This window comes from Kitasatospora misakiensis, from assembly GCF_042656005.1.
Lineage (GTDB): Bacteria > Actinomycetota > Actinomycetes > Streptomycetales > Streptomycetaceae > Kitasatospora > Kitasatospora misakiensis.
Genome location: NZ_JBHSOF010000039.1, coordinates 26,466 through 43,326, shown reverse-complemented (window position 1 = coordinate 43,326; position 16,861 = coordinate 26,466). Strand labels below are relative to the sequence as shown.

The window sequence follows — 16,861 nt, the reverse complement described above, 5'->3', positions numbered from 1 at the left end:
CGCGCATCATGTCCGGATGCTGATCAGGGAAGCCACCACCGAGGACTGGCCCGCCGTCTGGCCGTTCTTCCACACCATCGTCGCCGCCGGCGAGACCTTCACCTACCCGCTCGACCTCGACTTCGAGCAGGGCCGGGAGTGGTGGCTGCTTCCCGCACCGCACCGCACCGTGGTCGCCGTCGACGAGACCACCGGCACCGTCCTCGGCACCGCCAAGATGAACCGCAACCAGCTGGGCAACGGCGCACACGTCGCCGGCGCCAGCTACATGGTGGACCCGGCCCACGGCGGCCACGGCATCGGCCGGGCCCTCGTCGAGGACAGCATCGCCTGGGCCCGCCGAGCCGGCTACCGCGCCATCCAGTTCAACGCCGTCGCGGCCTCCAACGAGCACGCCGTGAAGCTCTACGAGTCCCTCGGCTTCACCATCATCGGCACCGTCCCGGAGGCCTTCCACCACCCCGTCCACGGCTACGTCGGCCTGCACATCATGCACCTGGCCCTCTGAGCTACTCCTCGATCACCCCGCCGACCCGCCGCAGGTGCTGCCGGAAGCTGCACCCCCACACGATCGGGTGAAAAACCACCGCGTGCGGCATAACCCTGCGCAGCCCGCTCCTAGCGTGACGCGCAGAAGGAGGAGGGGCATCATGAGTGCTGTGGCGCATGAGAAACCGATCTCGGACTCGCCGTCGCAGGAGGACATCCTGCTGGAGAGCTTCCTGAGCCTGCACTCCCCCGAAGGCTTCCGGGCCGAGCTCATCGAGGGAGAGATCATCGTGGCACCACCCCCGGACGGCGATCACGAGGACTACATCGACCTGCTGATCGACCAGGTGAAGGCGAAGTCCAAGGTCCACATGCAGGTATCGGGCGCCAAAGGCCTTCGCCTGGTCAGCGGGGGCCTCTGCCCGAAGAACCACGTCATCCCCGACGCGACCTTCGCCCCCAAGGAGCTCCGCCTCTTCCGCGGCGCCCCGTCCTGGATGGAACCGGACGGCGTGGCCATGGTTGCCGAGGTGACCTCCAGCAAGCCCGACCAGGACCGGATCATCAAGCGCCACTGCTACGCCCGCGCGGGGATCCCGCTCTACCTCCTCATCGACCGCGAGAAGTCGCAGGTCAGCCTCTTCGGCAAACCGCATCGCGAGGAGTACACCAAGGTGCACCTGGCCGCCTTCGGTGAGCCCCTCACCCTCCCCGCCCCGTTCGAATTCGAGCTGGACACCAAGGACTTCCTCTAGGTCCACACGCGCGACGGCCCGTGTCCCCCCATCGCGGAAGGGGGACACGGGCCGGTCGGTCGCCGCGGGGGTCAGCCGCGGGTGGCCATGGCGCGGAGGAAGAAGGTGAGGTTGGCCGGGCGCTCGGCGAGGCGGCGCATGAAGTAGCCGTACCACTCCTGCCCGTACGGGAGGTACACGCGCATGGTGTTGCCCTCGCCGGCGAGGCGCAGCTGCTCCTCGGGGCGGATGCCGAAGAGCATCTGGTACTCGAAGGAGTCCCGCTTGCGGCCGTTCCACTGGGCCAGCTGGCCGGCGATCTTGATCATGTTGGGGTCGTGCGAGGCGATCATCGGGTAGCCCTCGCCGGCCATCAGGACCTTGAGCGCGCGGACGTACGCGAGGTCGACCTCGTGCTTGCCCTGGAAGGCGACCGACTCGGGCTCCTTGTAGGCGCCCTTGCACAGGCGCACCCGCGAGCCGGCGCCGGCGAACTCGCGGCAGTCAGCCTCGGTGCGGCGCAGGTAGGCCTGGAGGACGACGCCCAGCCAGGGGAAGTCGGCCCGCAGCTCGCGCGCGATGGCGAGGGTGGAGTCGGTGGTGGTGTGGTCCTCCATGTCGAGGGTCACCGTGGTGCCGGCGTCGGCGGCGGCCGCGCAGATGCGGCGGGCGTTCTCCAGGGCGATCTTCTCGCCGTCCACCGGGAGGAACTGGCCGACGGCCGAGAGCTTGACCGAGACCTCGGCGCCGGCGGCCAGACCGGTCTCCTTGAGTGCTGTGAGCAGGTGCTCGTAGGCCTCGGCGGTGCCGGCGGCCTGGGCGGCGTCCTGGGTGTCCTCGCCGAGGTGGTCCAGGGTGACCTTGCGGCCGGTGGCCACCAGGTCGTCGCAGGCGGTGACGGCGTCGTCGAGGGCCTCGCCGGCGACGAAGCGCTCGACTATCGCGTGGGTCGGCGGGAACTTCTCGACGACGGTGCGGACCTGCGGGGAGCGGGAGGCCGCGAGGAGGGCGGAACGGAGCATCGTGACTCCTGGAGCTGGTGCTTCTAAGGGTGGCAGAAAAGGCGGGCGGCGGACCGGGGTAGGTCCGCCGCCGGGGGGCACTCAGCCCATGTGCGGGTAGCGGTAGTCCGTCGGCGGGACGAAGGTCTCCTTGACCGAGCGGGTCGACGTCCAGCGGGTCAGGTTCTGCTTGGCGCCGGCCTTGTCGTTGGTGCCCGAGGCGCGGGCGCCGCCGAACGGCTGCTGGCCGACGACCGCGCCGGTCGGCTTGTCGTTGATGTAGAAGTTGCCGGCCGCGTTGCGCAGCTTGAGCATCGCGTGCTGGACGGCCTCGCGGTCCTGGGCGATGATCGCGCCGGTCAGGCCGTACGCCGACACCGACTCCATCTGGGTCAGCATCTCGTCGTACTTGTCGTCCTCGTAGACGTGCACGGCGAGGATCGGGCCGAAGTACTCGTCGCGGAAGTACTCGCTCGCGGGGTCCTCGCAGACCAGCACGGTCGGCCGGACGAAGTAGCCCACGCTGTCGTCGTACGTGCCGCCGGCCAGCACCTCGACCCGCGGGTCGGCCTGGGCGCGGTCGATCGCGGCCTTGTTCTTGGCGAAGGCGCGGTCGTCGATGACGGCGGACATGAAGTTCGACAGGTCGGTGACGTCGCCCATGGTCAGGCCGTCGACCTCGTCGCGGAACTCGTCCTTCAGCGACGCCCACAGCGACGCCGGGACGTAGGCGCGCGAGAGCGCCGAACACTTCTGGCCCTGGAACTCGAAGGCGCCGCGGGTCATCGCGGTCTTCAGGACGGCCTTGTCGGCGGACGGGTGGGCGACCAGGAAGTCCTTGCCGCCGGTCTCGCCGACGATCCGCGGGTAGGTGCGGTAGTTGGCGATGTTCTCGCCCACGGAACGCCACAGGTGCTGGAAGGTGGCGGTGGAGCCGGTGAAGTGGATGCCGGCCAGCGCGGGGTGCTTCAGCGCGACGGCGGAGACGTCCAGGCCGTCGCCGGTCACCATGTTGATGACGCCCTTGGGCAGGCCGGCCGCCTCCAGCAGCTGCATCAGCAGGTGCGCGGAGAACTGCTGGGTCGGCGAGGGCTTCCAGAGCACCACGTTGCCCATCAGCGCCGGGGCGGTCGGCAGGTTGCCGGCGATGGCGGTGAAGTTGAACGGGGTGATCGCGTAGACGAAGCCCTCCAGCGGGCGGTGGTCGCTGCGGTTCCACACGCCGTCCGAGGAGATCGGCTGCTCGGCCATGATCTGGCGGGCGAAGTGCACGTTGAAGCGCAGGAAGTCGACCAGCTCGCAGGGGGTGTCGATCTCGGCCTGCTGCGCGGTCTTGGACTGGCCGAGCATGGTGGCGGCGGCCAGGGTCTCGCGCCAGGGACCGGCCAGCAGGTCGGCGGCGCGCAGGAAGATCGCGGCGCGGGAGTCGAAGGAGAGCGCCTGCCAGGCCGGGGCCGCGGCCAGGGCAGTGTCGATGGCCTCCTGCGCGTCCGCCTGGGTGGCGTTGCGCAGGGTGCCGAGCCTCGCCGCGTGGTTGTGCGGCTGGACGACGTGGAACTCGGTGCCGCCGCCCATCCGGCGCTCACCGTTGATCGTCATGGTCAGCTGGACCGGCTCCTGGCCGCCCAGCTCCTTCAGCTTGGCCTCGAGGCGGGCCCGTTCCGGGCTGCCCGGGGCGTAGCTGCGGACCGGCTCGTTCACCGGCGCGGGGACCTGGGTCACAGCATCCATGAGCGCAGCTCTCCTTCGATTCTTGCGGGGGATGCCGACGCGGGTCGCACGACGGCCACATGACGAACGCTATTCCTGCACCGGGGGTCGCTTGATTGGCCGAGCGGCTAAAATCATCCGGACGGCGTTGTCCGGGTGGACGAGGGATTCGGACGAAAGCCGCCCTTCGACCACCAGCGCACCCCCGCCGACCGTCCTCCGGCCACCCGTCGAACGCCCCGAGGAGGCCCGATGACCACCCCCGGCCTCCCGCTCCGGCAGCTGCTGATGTCCCTGGGCGAGCCGCTCGTCGAGCTCCAGACCGCCCCGCACGGCCTCGACGTCCCGGTCCGCGACGTCGCCATCCTCGACCCCGAGGACCCGCCCACCGCCGCCGCCGGCGAACTCGTGCTCGCCATCGGCGCCCGCGGCCGGGCCGCGCTCCCGGCACTGCGCGCGGCCGGCCGGGCCGGCGCCGCCGCGGTCGCCGTCAAACTGGACGCCCCCGGCCAGGCCGACGCGCTGCGCGAGGCGGCCACCGAGGCGGGCGTGGCCCTGCTCTCGGTGCGCCGGGAGACCCGCTGGGAACACCTCGACTCGCTGGCCCGCGCGATCATCGCCGGACCGGACGCCCCGGACGCGCCCGGCGCCCCCGAGCACAACGCCGGCGACCTGTTCTCGCTCGCCCAGACCGTCGCCGTCCTCACCAACGGCATCGTCTCGATCGAGGACACCTCCAGCCGGGTGCTCGCCTACTCCCGCTCCTCCGACTCCGACGAGGTCGACGATCTGCGCCGGCTCTCCATCCTCGGCTGGCAGGGCCCCGAGCCGTACCTCTCCAAGCTCCGCGAGTGGGGCGTCTTCCAGCACCTGCGCAGCACGGACACCGTCATCGCGGTCGACCCGCACCCGGAGCTAGGCCTGCGCCGCCGGCTGGCGATCGGCATCAGGACCGGCGCGCAGCCGCTCGGCACCATCTGGGTGCAGGAGGGCGCCCGGCCGCTCGCGCCGCTGGCCGAGCAGGCGCTGGTCGGCGCGGCCCGGGTCGCGGCGGCCCAGCTGGTCCGCCGCCGCCGGGAGCTGTCCGCGGACGTCCGGCTCACCCAGACCCTGCTCACCGGTCTGCTGGAGGGCTCCACCGGCCCGCAGTCGCTCGCCACCCACCTCGGGCTCGACGTACGCCGCCCGGCCACCGTGCTGGCGTACAGCGCGGGCACCACCGAGCAGCTCAACCGGGCCGAGGTGACCGGCCTCATCTCGGTGCACACGGCGGCCCGGCACCGCGCCGCGCTGCTCGCGCCGATCGAGTCCCGGGTGTACGTGCTGCTGCCCGAGCTGCCCGCCAACCTGCCGCTGGCGACCGTACGCGGCTGGGCGCACGAGGTGGTCGCGGCGGCCCGGGACCACCTGGGCGTCCCGCTGCGCGCGGCGATCGGCTCGACGGTGGACGGCCTGGTGCGGGTCCCCGACTCGCGCGCCCAGGCGGACCGGATCCTGGACGCGATGGGCCGCGGCGGGGTCGACCTGGAGGTCGCGGCGCTGATCGACGTCCAGGCGGAGGTGCTGGTCAGCGAGGTGCTGGCGCTGCTCCAGGAGCGCGGCGGCCTGCGCGACCCGCGGCTCACCGCGCTCACCGCGTACGACCGGCGGCACGGCACCCGGCTCGCCGAGTCGGTGCTGGCCTGGCTGGACGCGCTCGGCGAGGTCCGGGTGGCGGCGGACGCCCTGCACATCCACCCCAACACCCTGCGCTACCGGGTCCGCCGGGCCGAGCAGCTCACCGGCATCGACCTCGCCCAGCCGCAGCAGCGGCTGCTGGCGATGCTGCAGTTGCGGCTGCCGGCCGACTCCTGACGGCCTGCGCGGGGCAGGCGGGGCACGCGAAAGGGGCCCGCCGAAGCGGGCCCCGATCAGCTGCGTTCAGCCGTGCTCAGTCGAGTTCAGCTCACTGGCCGTAGCCCTGGCCGCGCTTGTGCTCGTTCAGGCGGTGCCACGGGCCGGTGATGGCCAGCTGGATGCCCGGGGTCTGGATGTTGGCGAAGAGGGTCTTGCCGTCGTCCGAGAAGGTGACGCCGGTGAACTCGCTGAACTCGGGCTTCTCGGCGGTGCCGATGTTCAGCTCGTTGCGGGCGATCGGGTAAGTCAGGCCGTCCTCGGTGGCGCCGAACAGGTGCGAGACGCCCTCGCCGTCCTCGGCGATCACGATGCCGCCGTAGGGCGAGACGGTGATGTTGTCCGGGCCGTCGAAGTTGTCGTGGTCGCCCCAGACGTCGGTGTTGACGCCCAGCAGGACCTTCAGGGTGACGGTGCGGCGGACCGGGCTGTAGAACCAGACCTGGCCGTCGTGCTGCAGCGGGCTCTCCGAGCGGGCGAAGCTGGAGACGAAGTAGAAGCCGCCGTCGCCCCACCACATGCCCTCGAGCTTGCGGGCGCGGGTGACCTCGCCGTCCTTGAACTGCTTGCGGACGGAGACGGTCTTCGCGTCGCGGTCCTGGACCTTGACCCAGTCCACGCCGTAGGTGGTGCCGACCTTGGTGGCGCGGGACAGGTCGTCGATGAACTTGCCCTGGGCGTCGAAGACCTTGAAGGCCTCCAGCACACCGGCGTCGGCGGCCAGCTTGCGCAGCTGGTAGCGGCCGTGCTTGAAGCCGGCCGGCGGGGTCCAGCGGTAGAGCAGGCCGTTCGGGTTGCCGGCGTCCTCGGTCAGGAAGACGTGGCCGCGCTTCTGGTCGACGACGACGGCCTCGTGCGCGTACCGGCCGAAGGCCTTCACCGGCTGCGGGTTCTCGTTGTACTCGTCGTCGAACGGGTCGACCTCGAAGATGTAGCCGTGGTCCTTGGTCATGCCGTTCTGGCCGGCCCTGTCCTCGGTCTCCTCACCGGAGAGCCAGGTGCCCCACGGGGTGACGCCACCGGCGCAGTTGGTGGAGGTGCCGGCGATGCCGACCCACTGCTCGACGGTGCCGTTGGCCTTGGCGTGCACGATGGTGCAGCCGCCGGCCGCGCCCGGGTCGTAGACGTGGCCCTCGGTCAGCGGGACCGGGTGGGGCCAGTCGGCGCGCGCGCCGCGCAGCTCGTGGTTGGTGACCAGCAGGTTGCCGCCGCGCTCGTCCTCGAAGGCCGAGGTGCCGTCGTGGTTGCTCGGGGTGAACTCGCCGGTGCGCAGCTTGGTGACGCCGGCGCGGTTGACGACCTTGTACTTGAAGCCCTTGGGCAGGGCGAGCAGACCCTCCGCGTCACCGACCAGCGGGCCGTAGCCGACGGCGACCCGCTCGGCCTCGGCGGCCTCGGCGACCGGCGCCTCGCCACCGGCCGGCGCGGCGATCGCACCCGGGGCGGTGGCCAGGGCCTCCGCGCTGCCGGCGATCAGAACGCCGGCCCCGACGAGGGTCGAACGGTTGACGAAGTCCCGGCGGGACAGCGACATGGCAGTCACTCCTGAAGGGTGGGTCGCCGACCGGGCGGGCCCGGTGCGTGGCGTACGAGGTGTCGAGAGAAGGGTCGTCGACGCCCAGCAGACTCCGCCCATCCGGTGAACAACCGGTAAAGCGGATGCCTCGTCAGGGCGGCCATTTGCCGACCGTATTCGAACCCATGACTCAGCTTTTGCCATGTCCCCACAGGTCACACCGCCGGACCCGGCTCCGTCACCCTCCGTTCGGCCCCCGGGAGGGCCGCCGTTCAGCATCGGGCGGGGGCCAGCTGACCGCCGGCTCAGCGTCCGGCCCGCGCCGTCCGCCACTGCTCCCAGGCCGCCAGCCACAGCTGCTCGCCCATCCCGTGCTCCTCGCGCTCCCCGCGCCGCACCTGCTGCCAGGCCCGCTGCGCCGGCAGGCTCGCCACCTCGCTGGCGAACACCGAGTACCGGATCGACTCCTCCACCGCGGCGTCGCCCTCCGCCGTCCCCACCACCCAGTGGGTCAGCTGGGAGAGCCGCCCGAGCTGCTCGACCATCGCGGTCACCGCCTCGACCGCCTCCGCCCTGGTCTCCGAGGCGAGCCGCATCTGCTGGCGCACCGCCGCCTCCCAGCGCAGCGCGCCCGCCTCCGCGCGCGCCCCCCGCAGCGGCCGGGGCGGCCGTCCGGAGCGCAGCCTGGCCTCGACCGCGGCGGCCTCGGTGATGCCGTGCGCGATCACCGCCCGGTGCGTCTCCAGCCCGGTGACCGGGGGCAGCTCGCGCCGCTCCACCGGCAGGCACCGGCCGCGCCGGACGGCCAGCTCGCGCAGCAGCGCGGTGCGGCCGCGCAGGTAGCCCTCGTGGTCCCCGATCCGGGCCAGGTCGACGCAGCCCGGCGGTACGCCGCGCCCGCAGACCGTGACGGTCAGCCCGTCCACCCGGAAGCGGCCCGCCCAGACCGGCTCGGCGCCGCTGATCGGGCAGCAGCCGGGCAGCGCCGCGCCGGACCAGAGGCCGCGTCGGTCCTCGTGCACCTCGACGGCGTGCGCGCGGCCGTCGACGGTGATCCACTCGCGCAGCGCCCGGACCCGGCCGGGGGTGTCGCCCTCGTCCACGCCGAGCTGCTCGTAGACCCGGTCTCGCTCGTCCTCGACCACGTCCTCCAGCTCGGGCAGCGGCTCGTACCGGTCGGCGCCGGGCCGGTGCGTGCGCACGGTGACGTACGGGCCGGCCGGCGAGGTCCAGTCGCCGGAGCCGACCTCGACCCAGCCGGGCGCGAACGCCAGGCCTTGGAGCTCCGGGACGCCGAACGCCGGGCCGCCGGGCGCCGCCCGTTTTTTGGTTCCGTGCAAGCCTGCCGTGCCGTGCAGCCCCACCGCGCCGTGCAGCCCGGCGACGCTGAACAGGCCCGCGCCCGCCCCGCCGCCGCCCGCCCCGCCGCCCGCGCCGAACGCGACCAGCGCGGCGCCGCCCGGCCCCGGCGCGGCCGTGACGCCGTACAGCGGGAAGTCGGCCGCGGCGAGGGTGCGGCGGGCGAGGTCCTCCTGGGCGGCGAGGTACTCCTCCAGGTCACCGACCCGGCACTCGTCCGGACAGTCCCCCGGGCGGCCGTACGGGTCCACCGTGCCCGCACCGTCCCCGTACCGGCCGTCCCGACCGCCTCCGCTCGCCCGCGTCATCCCGCGCCGCACCCCCTGCCCTCGCCGTCCCGCCGTGCCGTCGACCCCGGCAACGATACGTGGCCCGAACTGCCGGGTCATCAGGCCCGTTGTCCACCGCTCGGTTACCTCACCCCCGGCCGGTCCCGCCGGACGGCCCCGTCCGGGGCGCCGCTGTCGGTGCCCCTCCCTACGCTGGCGGCATGACAACAACCACGGAGTTCCCGGCCCGGCTCAGCATCGTCACCCTCGGTGTGAGCGACCTCGACCGCAGCACCCGCTTCTACGAGGCGCTCGGCTGGCACCGCTCCGCCGCCTCCAGCCCGGAGATCGTCTGGTTCCGCACCGCCGACTCGGTGCTCGGCCTCTACCCGCACGACGAGCTGGCCGCCGACGCGGGCGTGCCGTCCGCGGGCGAACCGGCCTTCCGCGGCGTCACCCTCGCCGTGAACCTGGAGTCCCCGGCCCTGGTCGACGCCGCGCTGGAGACGGCGGTGGCGGCCGGCGCCGTGGTGGTCAAGCCGCCGGCGCCGACCGGCTGGGGCGGCTACTCCGGCTACTTCGAGGACCCGGACGGCCACCTCTGGGAGCTGGCCCACAACCCGTTCTTCCCCTTCACCGAGGACGGCTCGCTCGACCTGCCCCACTGAGCCCGGCCGAGCAAGCCCCCCTCGGGGTCCGGTCAGCGGGTCAGCCCTGCGAGCGCGCCTTGAAGGCCGCCTTGCGGGCCTCCTTGGCCACCGCCCGGTCCGGGTGCAGCTCGCCGACCGCCTCCAGCACGTCCGCCGTGTACGGGTGGTCGACCCGCCACAGCTCGGCGAAGTAGTCCGCCGGCGCGTCCGTGACCGGCAGCTCGGCGACCAGCTCGCGCAGCTGCTCCGGATCACCGCCGGTGTCCAGCAGCTGGGCCGCGAAGGCGTCGACGACCGTCCACAGCGCCGTCGCCCGGTCCGGCGCCGGCACCTCCGCCGCGCCGAGGGCGACCAGCCAGGCCCGCGCGCCGCCGCCCAGCTCCGGATCGTCCAGCACCTCGCGGACGGCCGGCTCGGCGGGCGCGCCGAGCACGGTCAGCGCCGACTGGCAGAGCATCCGCCGCACCGGGGCGTACGCGTCGTTCCCGCGCGCCGCCGCGAGCAGCTCGCGCGCCGCCGCCACCGGCTCCCGGTCGGTGAGCCAGACCTTCAGCTCCTCCTCCGGCAGCACATTGGCGGCCTCGCTGATCCCGCGGAGCAGCGCCGCCGCGTCGCCGCCCGCGAGGTCGCCGACCAGCGGCGCGTCGTAGCCGTCCTCCAGCAGCCACTGCCGGATCCCGTACTGGCCGAGCGGGGTGAGCCGGACCAGGCCGAACCGGGCCGACTCCGCCTCGTCCAGCTCCGCCGGCTCCGCCTCCGACCGGCCGGCGCCCGACGCCTCGCCCGCCTCCTCGCCCTCCTCCTCGTCGAAGAGCTCGGGGTCGATCGGGCGGTAGTCCAGCAGGCCCAGCTCGGCGAGGTCCGCGAGCATCGGGTCCAGGGCGACCATCACATCGGTGATGTCGCCGAGCAACTCGTCACTGGGCTCCTCGCCCTCCGGGACGACCAGCAGCGCCGCGAGTACGCCCAGCGGCACGGTCTCGGTGCCCGGCTCGGCGAAGGCCGTGGTCTCGTACAGCACCTGGAGCGCCTCGTCGAGCAGTTCGGCGGCCTCGTCCCGGGCGTCCTCGACCTCGCCGAGGCCCTCCTCGTCCTCCTCGCCGTCGCCGCCGCCGCCGTTCGCCGGCTCCAGTTCCTGGGAGTCCGCCTCCACCGCCAGCTCGCGGACGATCCCGGCGGCGGTCAGCCACAGCTCCAGGACGGTCTCGGCGTCGCCCTCCTCGGCCGGCTCCAGGTCCGGGCCGGGGACCGCGACGTGCTCGCCGGCCTCCGTGGTGCCGATCTCGACGAGGTCCAGGTCGCAGGCGAGCGACCAGGCGCGCATCGCCTCGACCACCGCCTCCTCCTGCGCGTTCCCCTCCTCGGGCTGCTCGGGCTGCTCGGGGGCGAGGCCGAGCAGTCGGGCGGCCGGGAGCCGGTCCGGGCCGGTGAGGTCGCCGAACTCGTCGACCGCCCGGTGCGGGGCCGTCCAGCGGGCCAGCTTCAGCGCCCAGGCGAACATCGGCACGGCCTTCGCCTGCTCGGCCAGCTCCGACTCGGCGGGCAGCCGCACCGGCGGCACCAGCACGGCCGAGTCGTCCAGGTCGTCGTCGTCCAGCCCGTGCTCGGCGAACGCCCCGTACAGATCCTGCAGCTCCAGGTCGGCGGGCAGCACCGCGCCCTCGCCCGGTGCGCCCGCCGACGAGGTGCCGGTGTTCCTGCGACGTCGTGCGGCCATCGTTGCGCGTTCTCCCTACGCCGAGCGGTCAGCGGGGCCGCGGTCACGGAGATCAGCTCCGCGTACCGGCCCACTACCTCAGCGTATAGGCCGGGCACCCCCGATGCCCGGCCTCCAGGGGCGCGCGCCGCAGCCGTGCGCCCACCCCTTATCCTTCGGAGTCGGTACCGCGCACACCCCGCGCGCGCCGACGGGCAACGAAGCCCCCCTTCCAGCTCACCCGCTCCACCAGGGAGCCCGTACCGAGGCCACCACCACAGCGCCCCCCGGACGGGCGCGCCGGCACACCCCGCCGACCCCGGTGGTGCCCGGCCACAGGAGACCCCTGCCGTGACGGACCTCTCCCCTGCCGGCCCCGCCCTGCGCACCGCGCAGCTCGACGGGCGCCGACTGTCGGAGGCCCTGCTTCCCCTGGAGCTCGCGCCGCGCGCCCAGCTCCGACTCGCCGCCGTCAGCCGCTGGAACGCGCTGCGCGGTGTCCGCGTCGGCCTCGTCGGCCTCGCCCTCCTCTTCCTGCTGATCGGCGCCAACCTGGCCACGCCGATCTACCCGCTGCTCCAGCAGCGCCTCGGGCTCGGCCCGCTCGACACCACGATCCTCTTCACGATCTACGTGTTCGCGCTGGTCCCCGTCCTGGCCGTGGTCGGCCACTGGTCGGACCACCTCGGCCGGCGCGCCCTGATCCTGCCCGCCGTGGGGCTGGCCGCCGCGGGCGACGTCGTGTTCGCCACCGCCGGCAGCTTCTGGCAACTCGCCGCCGGCCGCGCCGTCCAGGGCATCGCCGTCGGCCTGTCCACCGGCGCCGCCGGGGCCGCCCTCGGCGACCTGCTGCCCGACCGGCCCACCCTGGCCGCCAAGCTCACCCTGGCCTGCTCGGCGGGCGGCGTGGCGCTCGGCCCGGTGGTCGGCGCCCTGCTGGCCAACGGCTCCGACCCGCTGCTGACGCCCTTCCTGCTGCACGCCATCGCCGTGCTGGCACTGTGCGTGCCGCTCGCCCTCGTCCACCCGCGGATGCCCGGCCGCAACCGCCCGCCGGCCTCCCCGCCCCGGATCACCACCCCGGCCCACCTGCGCCCGCAGCGCCTGCGGCTGCCCCGCGCCGGTCGCCGCGAGTTCCTGCTCGCCGCCGGTGCCGGCTTCATCTCGTACGGGGTCTTCGGCGTCTACCTGGCCCTCGCCCCGGCCTTCTCCGCCAAGCTGCTGCACACCGACTCCCACCTGACCGGCGCGATCGTGGCCGCCCTGCTGCTCGGCTCCTCGGCACTCGCCCAGCTGATCGTCCCGCCGACCGCCGACCGCCTGGTGGTCGCCCTCGGCATGACCGGCCTGGCCACCGGCCTCGGCCTGGTGGTCACCGCCCAGTACACCGAGACCCCCGCGCTGCTCTTCATCGGCAGCGTCCTCGGCGGCATCTGCCAGGGCGTGGCCTTCCGCTCCCTCTTCACCACCGCCGTCGCCGCGATGAACCCGGAACGCCGGGGCTCCGAACTCTCCGCCCTCTGGGTCATCGTCTACCTCGGCAGCTCCGCCCCCATCATCGCCGTCGGCGCCCTCGTCCAGACCTACGGCCTCCTCCCCGCCGTCAGCGGCTTCGCCACCGTCGCGGCCCTCCTCTGCGCCGCCCTGGCAGTCGCCGTCGCCCGCAAGCCCCGGACGGCCTGACCCCCCGCACCACGAAACGCCGCTGCCCGGGACTTCCGCAGGAGTCCCGGGCAGCGGCGTTTCCACACCCGCGCGTGATCCGCTTTGTTGAGTACGGCCACCACCATCCACCCCCCACCCACCTACCAGCGGGTGCCCGCCCCCGGCCTCGCCACGTGCCGCCCGGTCAGGCGGCACGTGGCGCTGATGAAGCAGGGCGACGTACCTGCCAGAGACGAGAGGGCTCGGTCCCATCTCCGCCCGCTGGATTTGATCCAGCGGGCGGAGCGCTGCCAGCTGGGAGAGTACGGGTGCGGACACCGCGCGCGTCGGTCAGCCAGGCATCGATGCGGACGAGGTTCATGGCGACGCCGGTGCAACCGCCGTCCGGCAGTTTGATATCCAGGGCGGCCATCCAGTGGGTGGCCGCCCTGGAGCCGCGGGCTCAAACAACGAGCGCAATGTCCAAGTACGCCTGCACCGGCTCGAAGAGCCCGTACGGCACGTATTCGGGGATCTCTGCAAGCGTCACCCACGCCAGTGCGGCCAGCTCTCGTGGGTCACCGACAGCAGCGGTGCCGCTGACGATCTCGCAGGCCGTGTACGACATCCATCGGCCAGTCTCAGGGTGAACGCGCTCGCCGAGGATCTTGACGACGGCCACGTTCAGCCCCGTTTCCTCCGCAGTCTCGCGGACAGCCGCTTCCTCGGGAGACTCGCCGGGCTCGATCTTGCCCGCCGGGAACTGCCACAAGAGCCGGCCCTCGCTGACCCGCCGCCGGACCATCAGCGCCCGACCCTCCCGGATCACGATCGCGGCAGCGACCCCTGGCGGCCCGTCCGAAACCGGGACCATCGGCTACTCCCTCTCCGCCGCTGAGGCCGCCACGGGGCGGAGCAGGTCGAGGACGTGGGTCCAGTTGTACTTGTCGCGGCCCCCACCGGCCTTGGGCTTGTGGGGGACGTAGTCACCGATCAGGACGCCCATCGACCGGAGCCGGGCCAGGCTCTCCCCGTACGCGGGGTGCGCGGCCTGGGCGGAGTTGACATAGGGCTGGACGGCCACGGGGATGCCGAGGCCGTACGCCTCGCAGAGGATGCCGAGGGCGAGGGTGTCGGAGATGCCGGCGGCCCACTTGTTGATGGTGTTGAACGTGGCCGGGGCGACGGCGATGGCGTCGGCCGGGGGCAGCGGCTGGGGGATGCTCGGCGTGCGCCAGGCGGAGCGGATCGGGTATCCGGTCTGGGCTTCGATGGCTTCCTGGTCTATGAACCCGAGTCCGTTCGGGGTCGCGATCACGCCGACTCCCCAGCCCTCGGAATGGGCAGCGGTGATCAGTTCGCCCACTCCGTCGGCGATGCCCGACGCGCAGACGACGACATAGAGGAACGGCTCACGGTGCTCGGTCAAACCTGAACTCCCAACTCCTGGCAGAAACGACGAAGCTCCGGGACGGCGCCACGCCGGTCGCGAGCGGCCATGTCACCGGCCAGCTCAAGCACGCTGGGCCGTCGGCGGATGTCCTCCGAGGCACAGCTCTCCGCGATCCTGAGCGCCTTGTATCCCTCGGCCAGTCTGCCCTGCTGGCTATAGGCCCGTGCAGCCTCCACCCACAGTGCTGCCCGGCGCTCGGGGACCGGGATGCGCCTGCGCATCAGGGGCTGGGCGGCTTCCAGCGCCGTTCCCGCGTCGCCGAGGATGACCGAGGCGCTCACCGAGTGGAGCGCGACGTTGGTTGGACTGAAGTTAGCCCACGCTTCGGGGCCGTCGAGGTCGACGTAGCGCGCGACCTCCTGAGCCTCGGCAAGGAACTCGGCGGTGGTGGCACGGTCGCCGCCGTAACACCGCGAAGGAGCATGAGCCCCAGTGCGGCGAGGTACTCAGGCGTGCGCCGGTCGTAGCTGCCGGAGAGCTGGTCGGCGGTGTGCCGGATAAGGGTGACGGCTGGCGCGGTGTGCCGGTCGCGCGCGAGGACGTGCGCCTGGACGCGGACGCTGGAGGCCATCACGACGGGGTCGGCGCTCCGTTCGGCCTCAGCCATGGCACGGCCCACCGCGAGCCAGGCGTTGCCGTGGTCGCCGAGCTTGAGTAACAGGCTCACCGCGGTCTGGTACGCCGTCGCGAGCAGCCCGGACAGGGCTTGATCGCCGCCGCGGGCGGCGTCCTGGGCCTGGCGAAGGTCGGCGATCAGCGACGGCAACGCGCCTTCGAGCTCGGCGTACCGGCAGGTGTAGAAGAGCCTCCGCGCCTGGGAGAGCCGGGATGCGAGTGCGGCCAGGGGTTGTGGCGCGTGCTCAGCTGGAACGGGTCCGGGCAGCAGTGCCTGGACCAGTTCTATCCCCACGCGAGGAGTAGGTGTCGGGGCCGCGAGCGCGACGACGCTCGCGGCCAAGAAGTTGCGACGGTGCATGTCGTCCGTCCTGCTGTCCGCACTGGTATGGGAGGACAGGCCGAGGCTTCCCAGCGGGATGTCGAGCACGGCTGCGACAGCGCGCAGGACATCGATGTCCTGCGTCCCCTTGCCGCTCTCCAGCCGGCTGATCTTCGACTGGTGGTAGCCCAGTTCGGTGGCCACATCCGCCTGCGACCGCCCGCTCAACACCCGTGCGCGGCGGATTACTTCTCCGATCCCGCCCGCTGCGGAGTGTCCTTTGGCCGTCTGCGACATGGCTTCTCCTGCCAATGCTGATCCTGCCTGGTGAGCCGAGCGTAGCCGCACCAGGACAACCCGTCATGCACGATCTGCATGGATCATGCACGCGGAGCGCATGCCCTAACAGTGGCGCATCGAGATGGAGTTGTCTGGTCGTCAGCAGCTCGATCACCCTCGCAGCTCGCGATTCCCCGCTCCCGCATGACCGAGGCCCATCTGCGGTCTCTCGCATGCGCGGCTTCACCCAGTGGCTAAGGAGAAGTGTCGATGACCCTCCGCTCGAACGCACAGAGGGGCGACACCGCGCACCAGCGGGACGCAGCGGCCCTTCCTCTCGCTTCGGAAGTCGGCCGGGCGTCGAACACAACCGCGAGCCCCTCAGACCGCGCCGCCGCGCGTCGCGAGCGCCTCGCCACCGCCAGCACCCACGCCCGAGAGGTCCCCGACCGCCACCAGTTCGAGGACGGCCGGTGCAGTGACGGCCGCGGCCCCTGGCCGTGCAACAGCGTCGTCGATGCTGTCCAAGCCTGCGACGGTGACCGGTGACCGTCTTCACCCACACTCGGCGTATTTCGTTCATCGGCACCAGGCGTGACCACGTCCCACCAGCGCGGGAAGCCGTCGTCCGCGTCGCCCGCTCGTGGGGGATCGACCCGACTTCGCTTGGTGACATCGCTCTGGTCGCCGACGAGTTGCTCGCCAACGCGGTCATCCACGCGCCGGGGAGACTGCTCGCCGGCATCTACCTGTCACCGGACGGGGACCGGGTGGTGATCGAGGTGTACGACCCGTCGCGCCGGATGCCTGCCGGCGCCGCGAACTTCGGCAACGACGAACTGACCACCGGTCGAGGCATGCTGCTGATCGAGGGCCTGTCGGAAACCTGGGGCGCGGAGCCGACGACCCATGGCAAGAAGGTCTGGGCCGAACTGGCGGTGCCCGCTGTCGCGGTACCCGCGCACCCTCGCTCGGCCCGAAGGGCGGCACTCATCGCCAGCCTCGTCCGCACCGACCGTCCCAGGCCCCGTCCCCACTCGCCTGCCTGGCCCAGCGCTCGCGCGTACAGGTGGTTCTCGCGGCACCGCCCGCCGCGTGCCCAACGACTCCGCCCGTACCGATGCAGGCACACCGGCCGGGCGGCGACGGGGCCGGTCGCCCCTTCCCCCGGGGGCGGTCGGCCCAACCCCAGGCGACCTGCCCGACACAGCCGTATCTGATCCACGCCAAC

Annotated in this window: 14 protein-coding genes and 1 pseudogene; 6 read left to right on the top strand and 9 right to left on the bottom strand. The window is 72.7% G+C overall.

Annotation, left to right across the window (positions count from 1 at the left end; translation table 11 throughout):
- Positions 1 to 16: 16 nt before the first annotated feature.
- Positions 17 to 508 (top strand): GNAT family N-acetyltransferase, encoded by a 492-nt coding sequence (locus ACFP3U_RS25850; RefSeq protein WP_380228052.1) that lies wholly within the window; start codon positions 17 to 19, stop codon positions 506 to 508.
- Positions 509 to 650: 142 nt separating this feature from the next.
- Complete coding sequence (locus ACFP3U_RS25845; RefSeq protein ID WP_380228051.1) at positions 651 to 1,244, top strand: Uma2 family endonuclease; 594 nt, start codon at positions 651 to 653, stop codon at positions 1,242 to 1,244.
- A 71-nt stretch (positions 1,245 to 1,315) separates the two neighbouring features.
- On the opposite strand, the gene ACFP3U_RS25840 is transcribed toward ACFP3U_RS25845, so the two are convergent.
- Together ACFP3U_RS25840 and pruA are read right to left on the bottom strand one after the other, a co-directional pair.
- On the bottom strand, positions 1,316 to 2,245 hold the full coding sequence (locus tag ACFP3U_RS25840; RefSeq protein WP_380228050.1) for a proline dehydrogenase family protein: 930 nt from the start codon (positions 2,243 to 2,245) through the stop codon (positions 1,316 to 1,318).
- An 81-nt stretch (positions 2,246 to 2,326) separates the two neighbouring features.
- The gene (gene pruA, locus ACFP3U_RS25835; RefSeq protein WP_380228049.1) at positions 2,327 to 3,955 is read right to left on the bottom strand and encodes an L-glutamate gamma-semialdehyde dehydrogenase; all 1,629 of its coding nucleotides are present in this window, start codon (positions 3,953 to 3,955) and stop codon (positions 2,327 to 2,329) included.
- Positions 3,956 to 4,186: 231 nt separating this feature from the next.
- Between pruA and ACFP3U_RS25830 the strand changes: the two genes are divergently transcribed.
- A complete protein-coding gene (locus tag ACFP3U_RS25830) occupies positions 4,187 to 5,788 on the top strand; it encodes a PucR family transcriptional regulator (RefSeq protein ID WP_380228048.1) in 1,602 nt (533 codons plus the stop codon).
- Between the two features lie 91 nt (positions 5,789 to 5,879).
- On the opposite strand, the gene ACFP3U_RS25825 is transcribed toward ACFP3U_RS25830, so the two are convergent.
- Together ACFP3U_RS25825 and ACFP3U_RS25820 are read right to left on the bottom strand one after the other, a co-directional pair.
- Positions 5,880 to 7,361 (bottom strand): alkaline phosphatase PhoX, encoded by a 1,482-nt coding sequence (locus ACFP3U_RS25825; RefSeq protein WP_380228047.1) that lies wholly within the window; start codon positions 7,359 to 7,361, stop codon positions 5,880 to 5,882.
- Between the two features lie 287 nt (positions 7,362 to 7,648).
- Positions 7,649 to 9,010 carry a hypothetical protein gene (locus ACFP3U_RS25820; protein WP_380228046.1) on the bottom strand — a complete coding sequence of 454 codons (1,362 nt, stop codon included), beginning with the start codon at positions 9,008 to 9,010 and terminating at the stop codon, positions 7,649 to 7,651.
- 182 nt (positions 9,011 to 9,192) lie between these two features.
- Between ACFP3U_RS25820 and ACFP3U_RS25815 the strand changes: the two genes are divergently transcribed.
- Positions 9,193 to 9,639 carry a VOC family protein gene (locus ACFP3U_RS25815; RefSeq protein WP_380228045.1) on the top strand — a complete coding sequence of 149 codons (447 nt, stop codon included), beginning with the start codon at positions 9,193 to 9,195 and terminating at the stop codon, positions 9,637 to 9,639.
- 40 nt (positions 9,640 to 9,679) lie between these two features.
- Here the strand turns inward: ACFP3U_RS25815 and ACFP3U_RS25810 are convergent, their stop codons facing one another.
- The gene (locus ACFP3U_RS25810) at positions 9,680 to 11,338 is read right to left on the bottom strand and encodes a hypothetical protein (protein WP_380228044.1); all 1,659 of its coding nucleotides are present in this window, start codon (positions 11,336 to 11,338) and stop codon (positions 9,680 to 9,682) included.
- Between the two features lie 330 nt (positions 11,339 to 11,668).
- On the opposite strand from ACFP3U_RS25810, the gene ACFP3U_RS25805 reads away from it, so the two are divergent.
- Positions 11,669 to 13,000, top strand: coding sequence for an MFS transporter (locus tag ACFP3U_RS25805; RefSeq protein WP_380228043.1), 1,332 nt, complete (start codon positions 11,669 to 11,671; stop codon positions 12,998 to 13,000).
- A 424-nt stretch (positions 13,001 to 13,424) separates the two neighbouring features.
- Here ACFP3U_RS25805 and ACFP3U_RS25800 read toward each other — a convergent pair whose 3' ends face one another.
- The 4 genes and pseudogenes from ACFP3U_RS25800 to ACFP3U_RS25785 form a co-directional block, all read right to left on the bottom strand.
- Positions 13,425 to 13,835 (bottom strand): NUDIX hydrolase, encoded by a 411-nt coding sequence (locus ACFP3U_RS25800; protein ID WP_380228042.1) that lies wholly within the window; start codon positions 13,833 to 13,835, stop codon positions 13,425 to 13,427.
- 3 nt (positions 13,836 to 13,838) lie between these two features.
- Positions 13,839 to 14,390, bottom strand: a complete 552-nt coding sequence (locus ACFP3U_RS25795; protein WP_380228041.1) for a flavoprotein — start codon at positions 14,388 to 14,390, stop codon at positions 13,839 to 13,841.
- Positions 14,387 to 15,648: pseudogene (locus tag ACFP3U_RS25790) on the bottom strand (helix-turn-helix domain-containing protein). Before ACFP3U_RS25790 ends, ACFP3U_RS25795 begins: the two are co-directional and overlap by 4 nt.
- Before the next feature lie 363 nt (positions 15,649 to 16,011).
- On the bottom strand, positions 16,012 to 16,158 hold the full coding sequence (locus ACFP3U_RS25785) for a hypothetical protein (RefSeq protein WP_380228040.1): 147 nt from the start codon (positions 16,156 to 16,158) through the stop codon (positions 16,012 to 16,014).
- 17 nt (positions 16,159 to 16,175) lie between these two features.
- Here ACFP3U_RS25785 and ACFP3U_RS25780 point away from each other — a divergent pair, with 17 nt between their 5' ends.
- Complete coding sequence (locus tag ACFP3U_RS25780; RefSeq protein ID WP_380228039.1) at positions 16,176 to 16,850, top strand: ATP-binding protein; 675 nt, start codon at positions 16,176 to 16,178, stop codon at positions 16,848 to 16,850.
- Positions 16,851 to 16,861 lie beyond the last annotated feature (11 nt).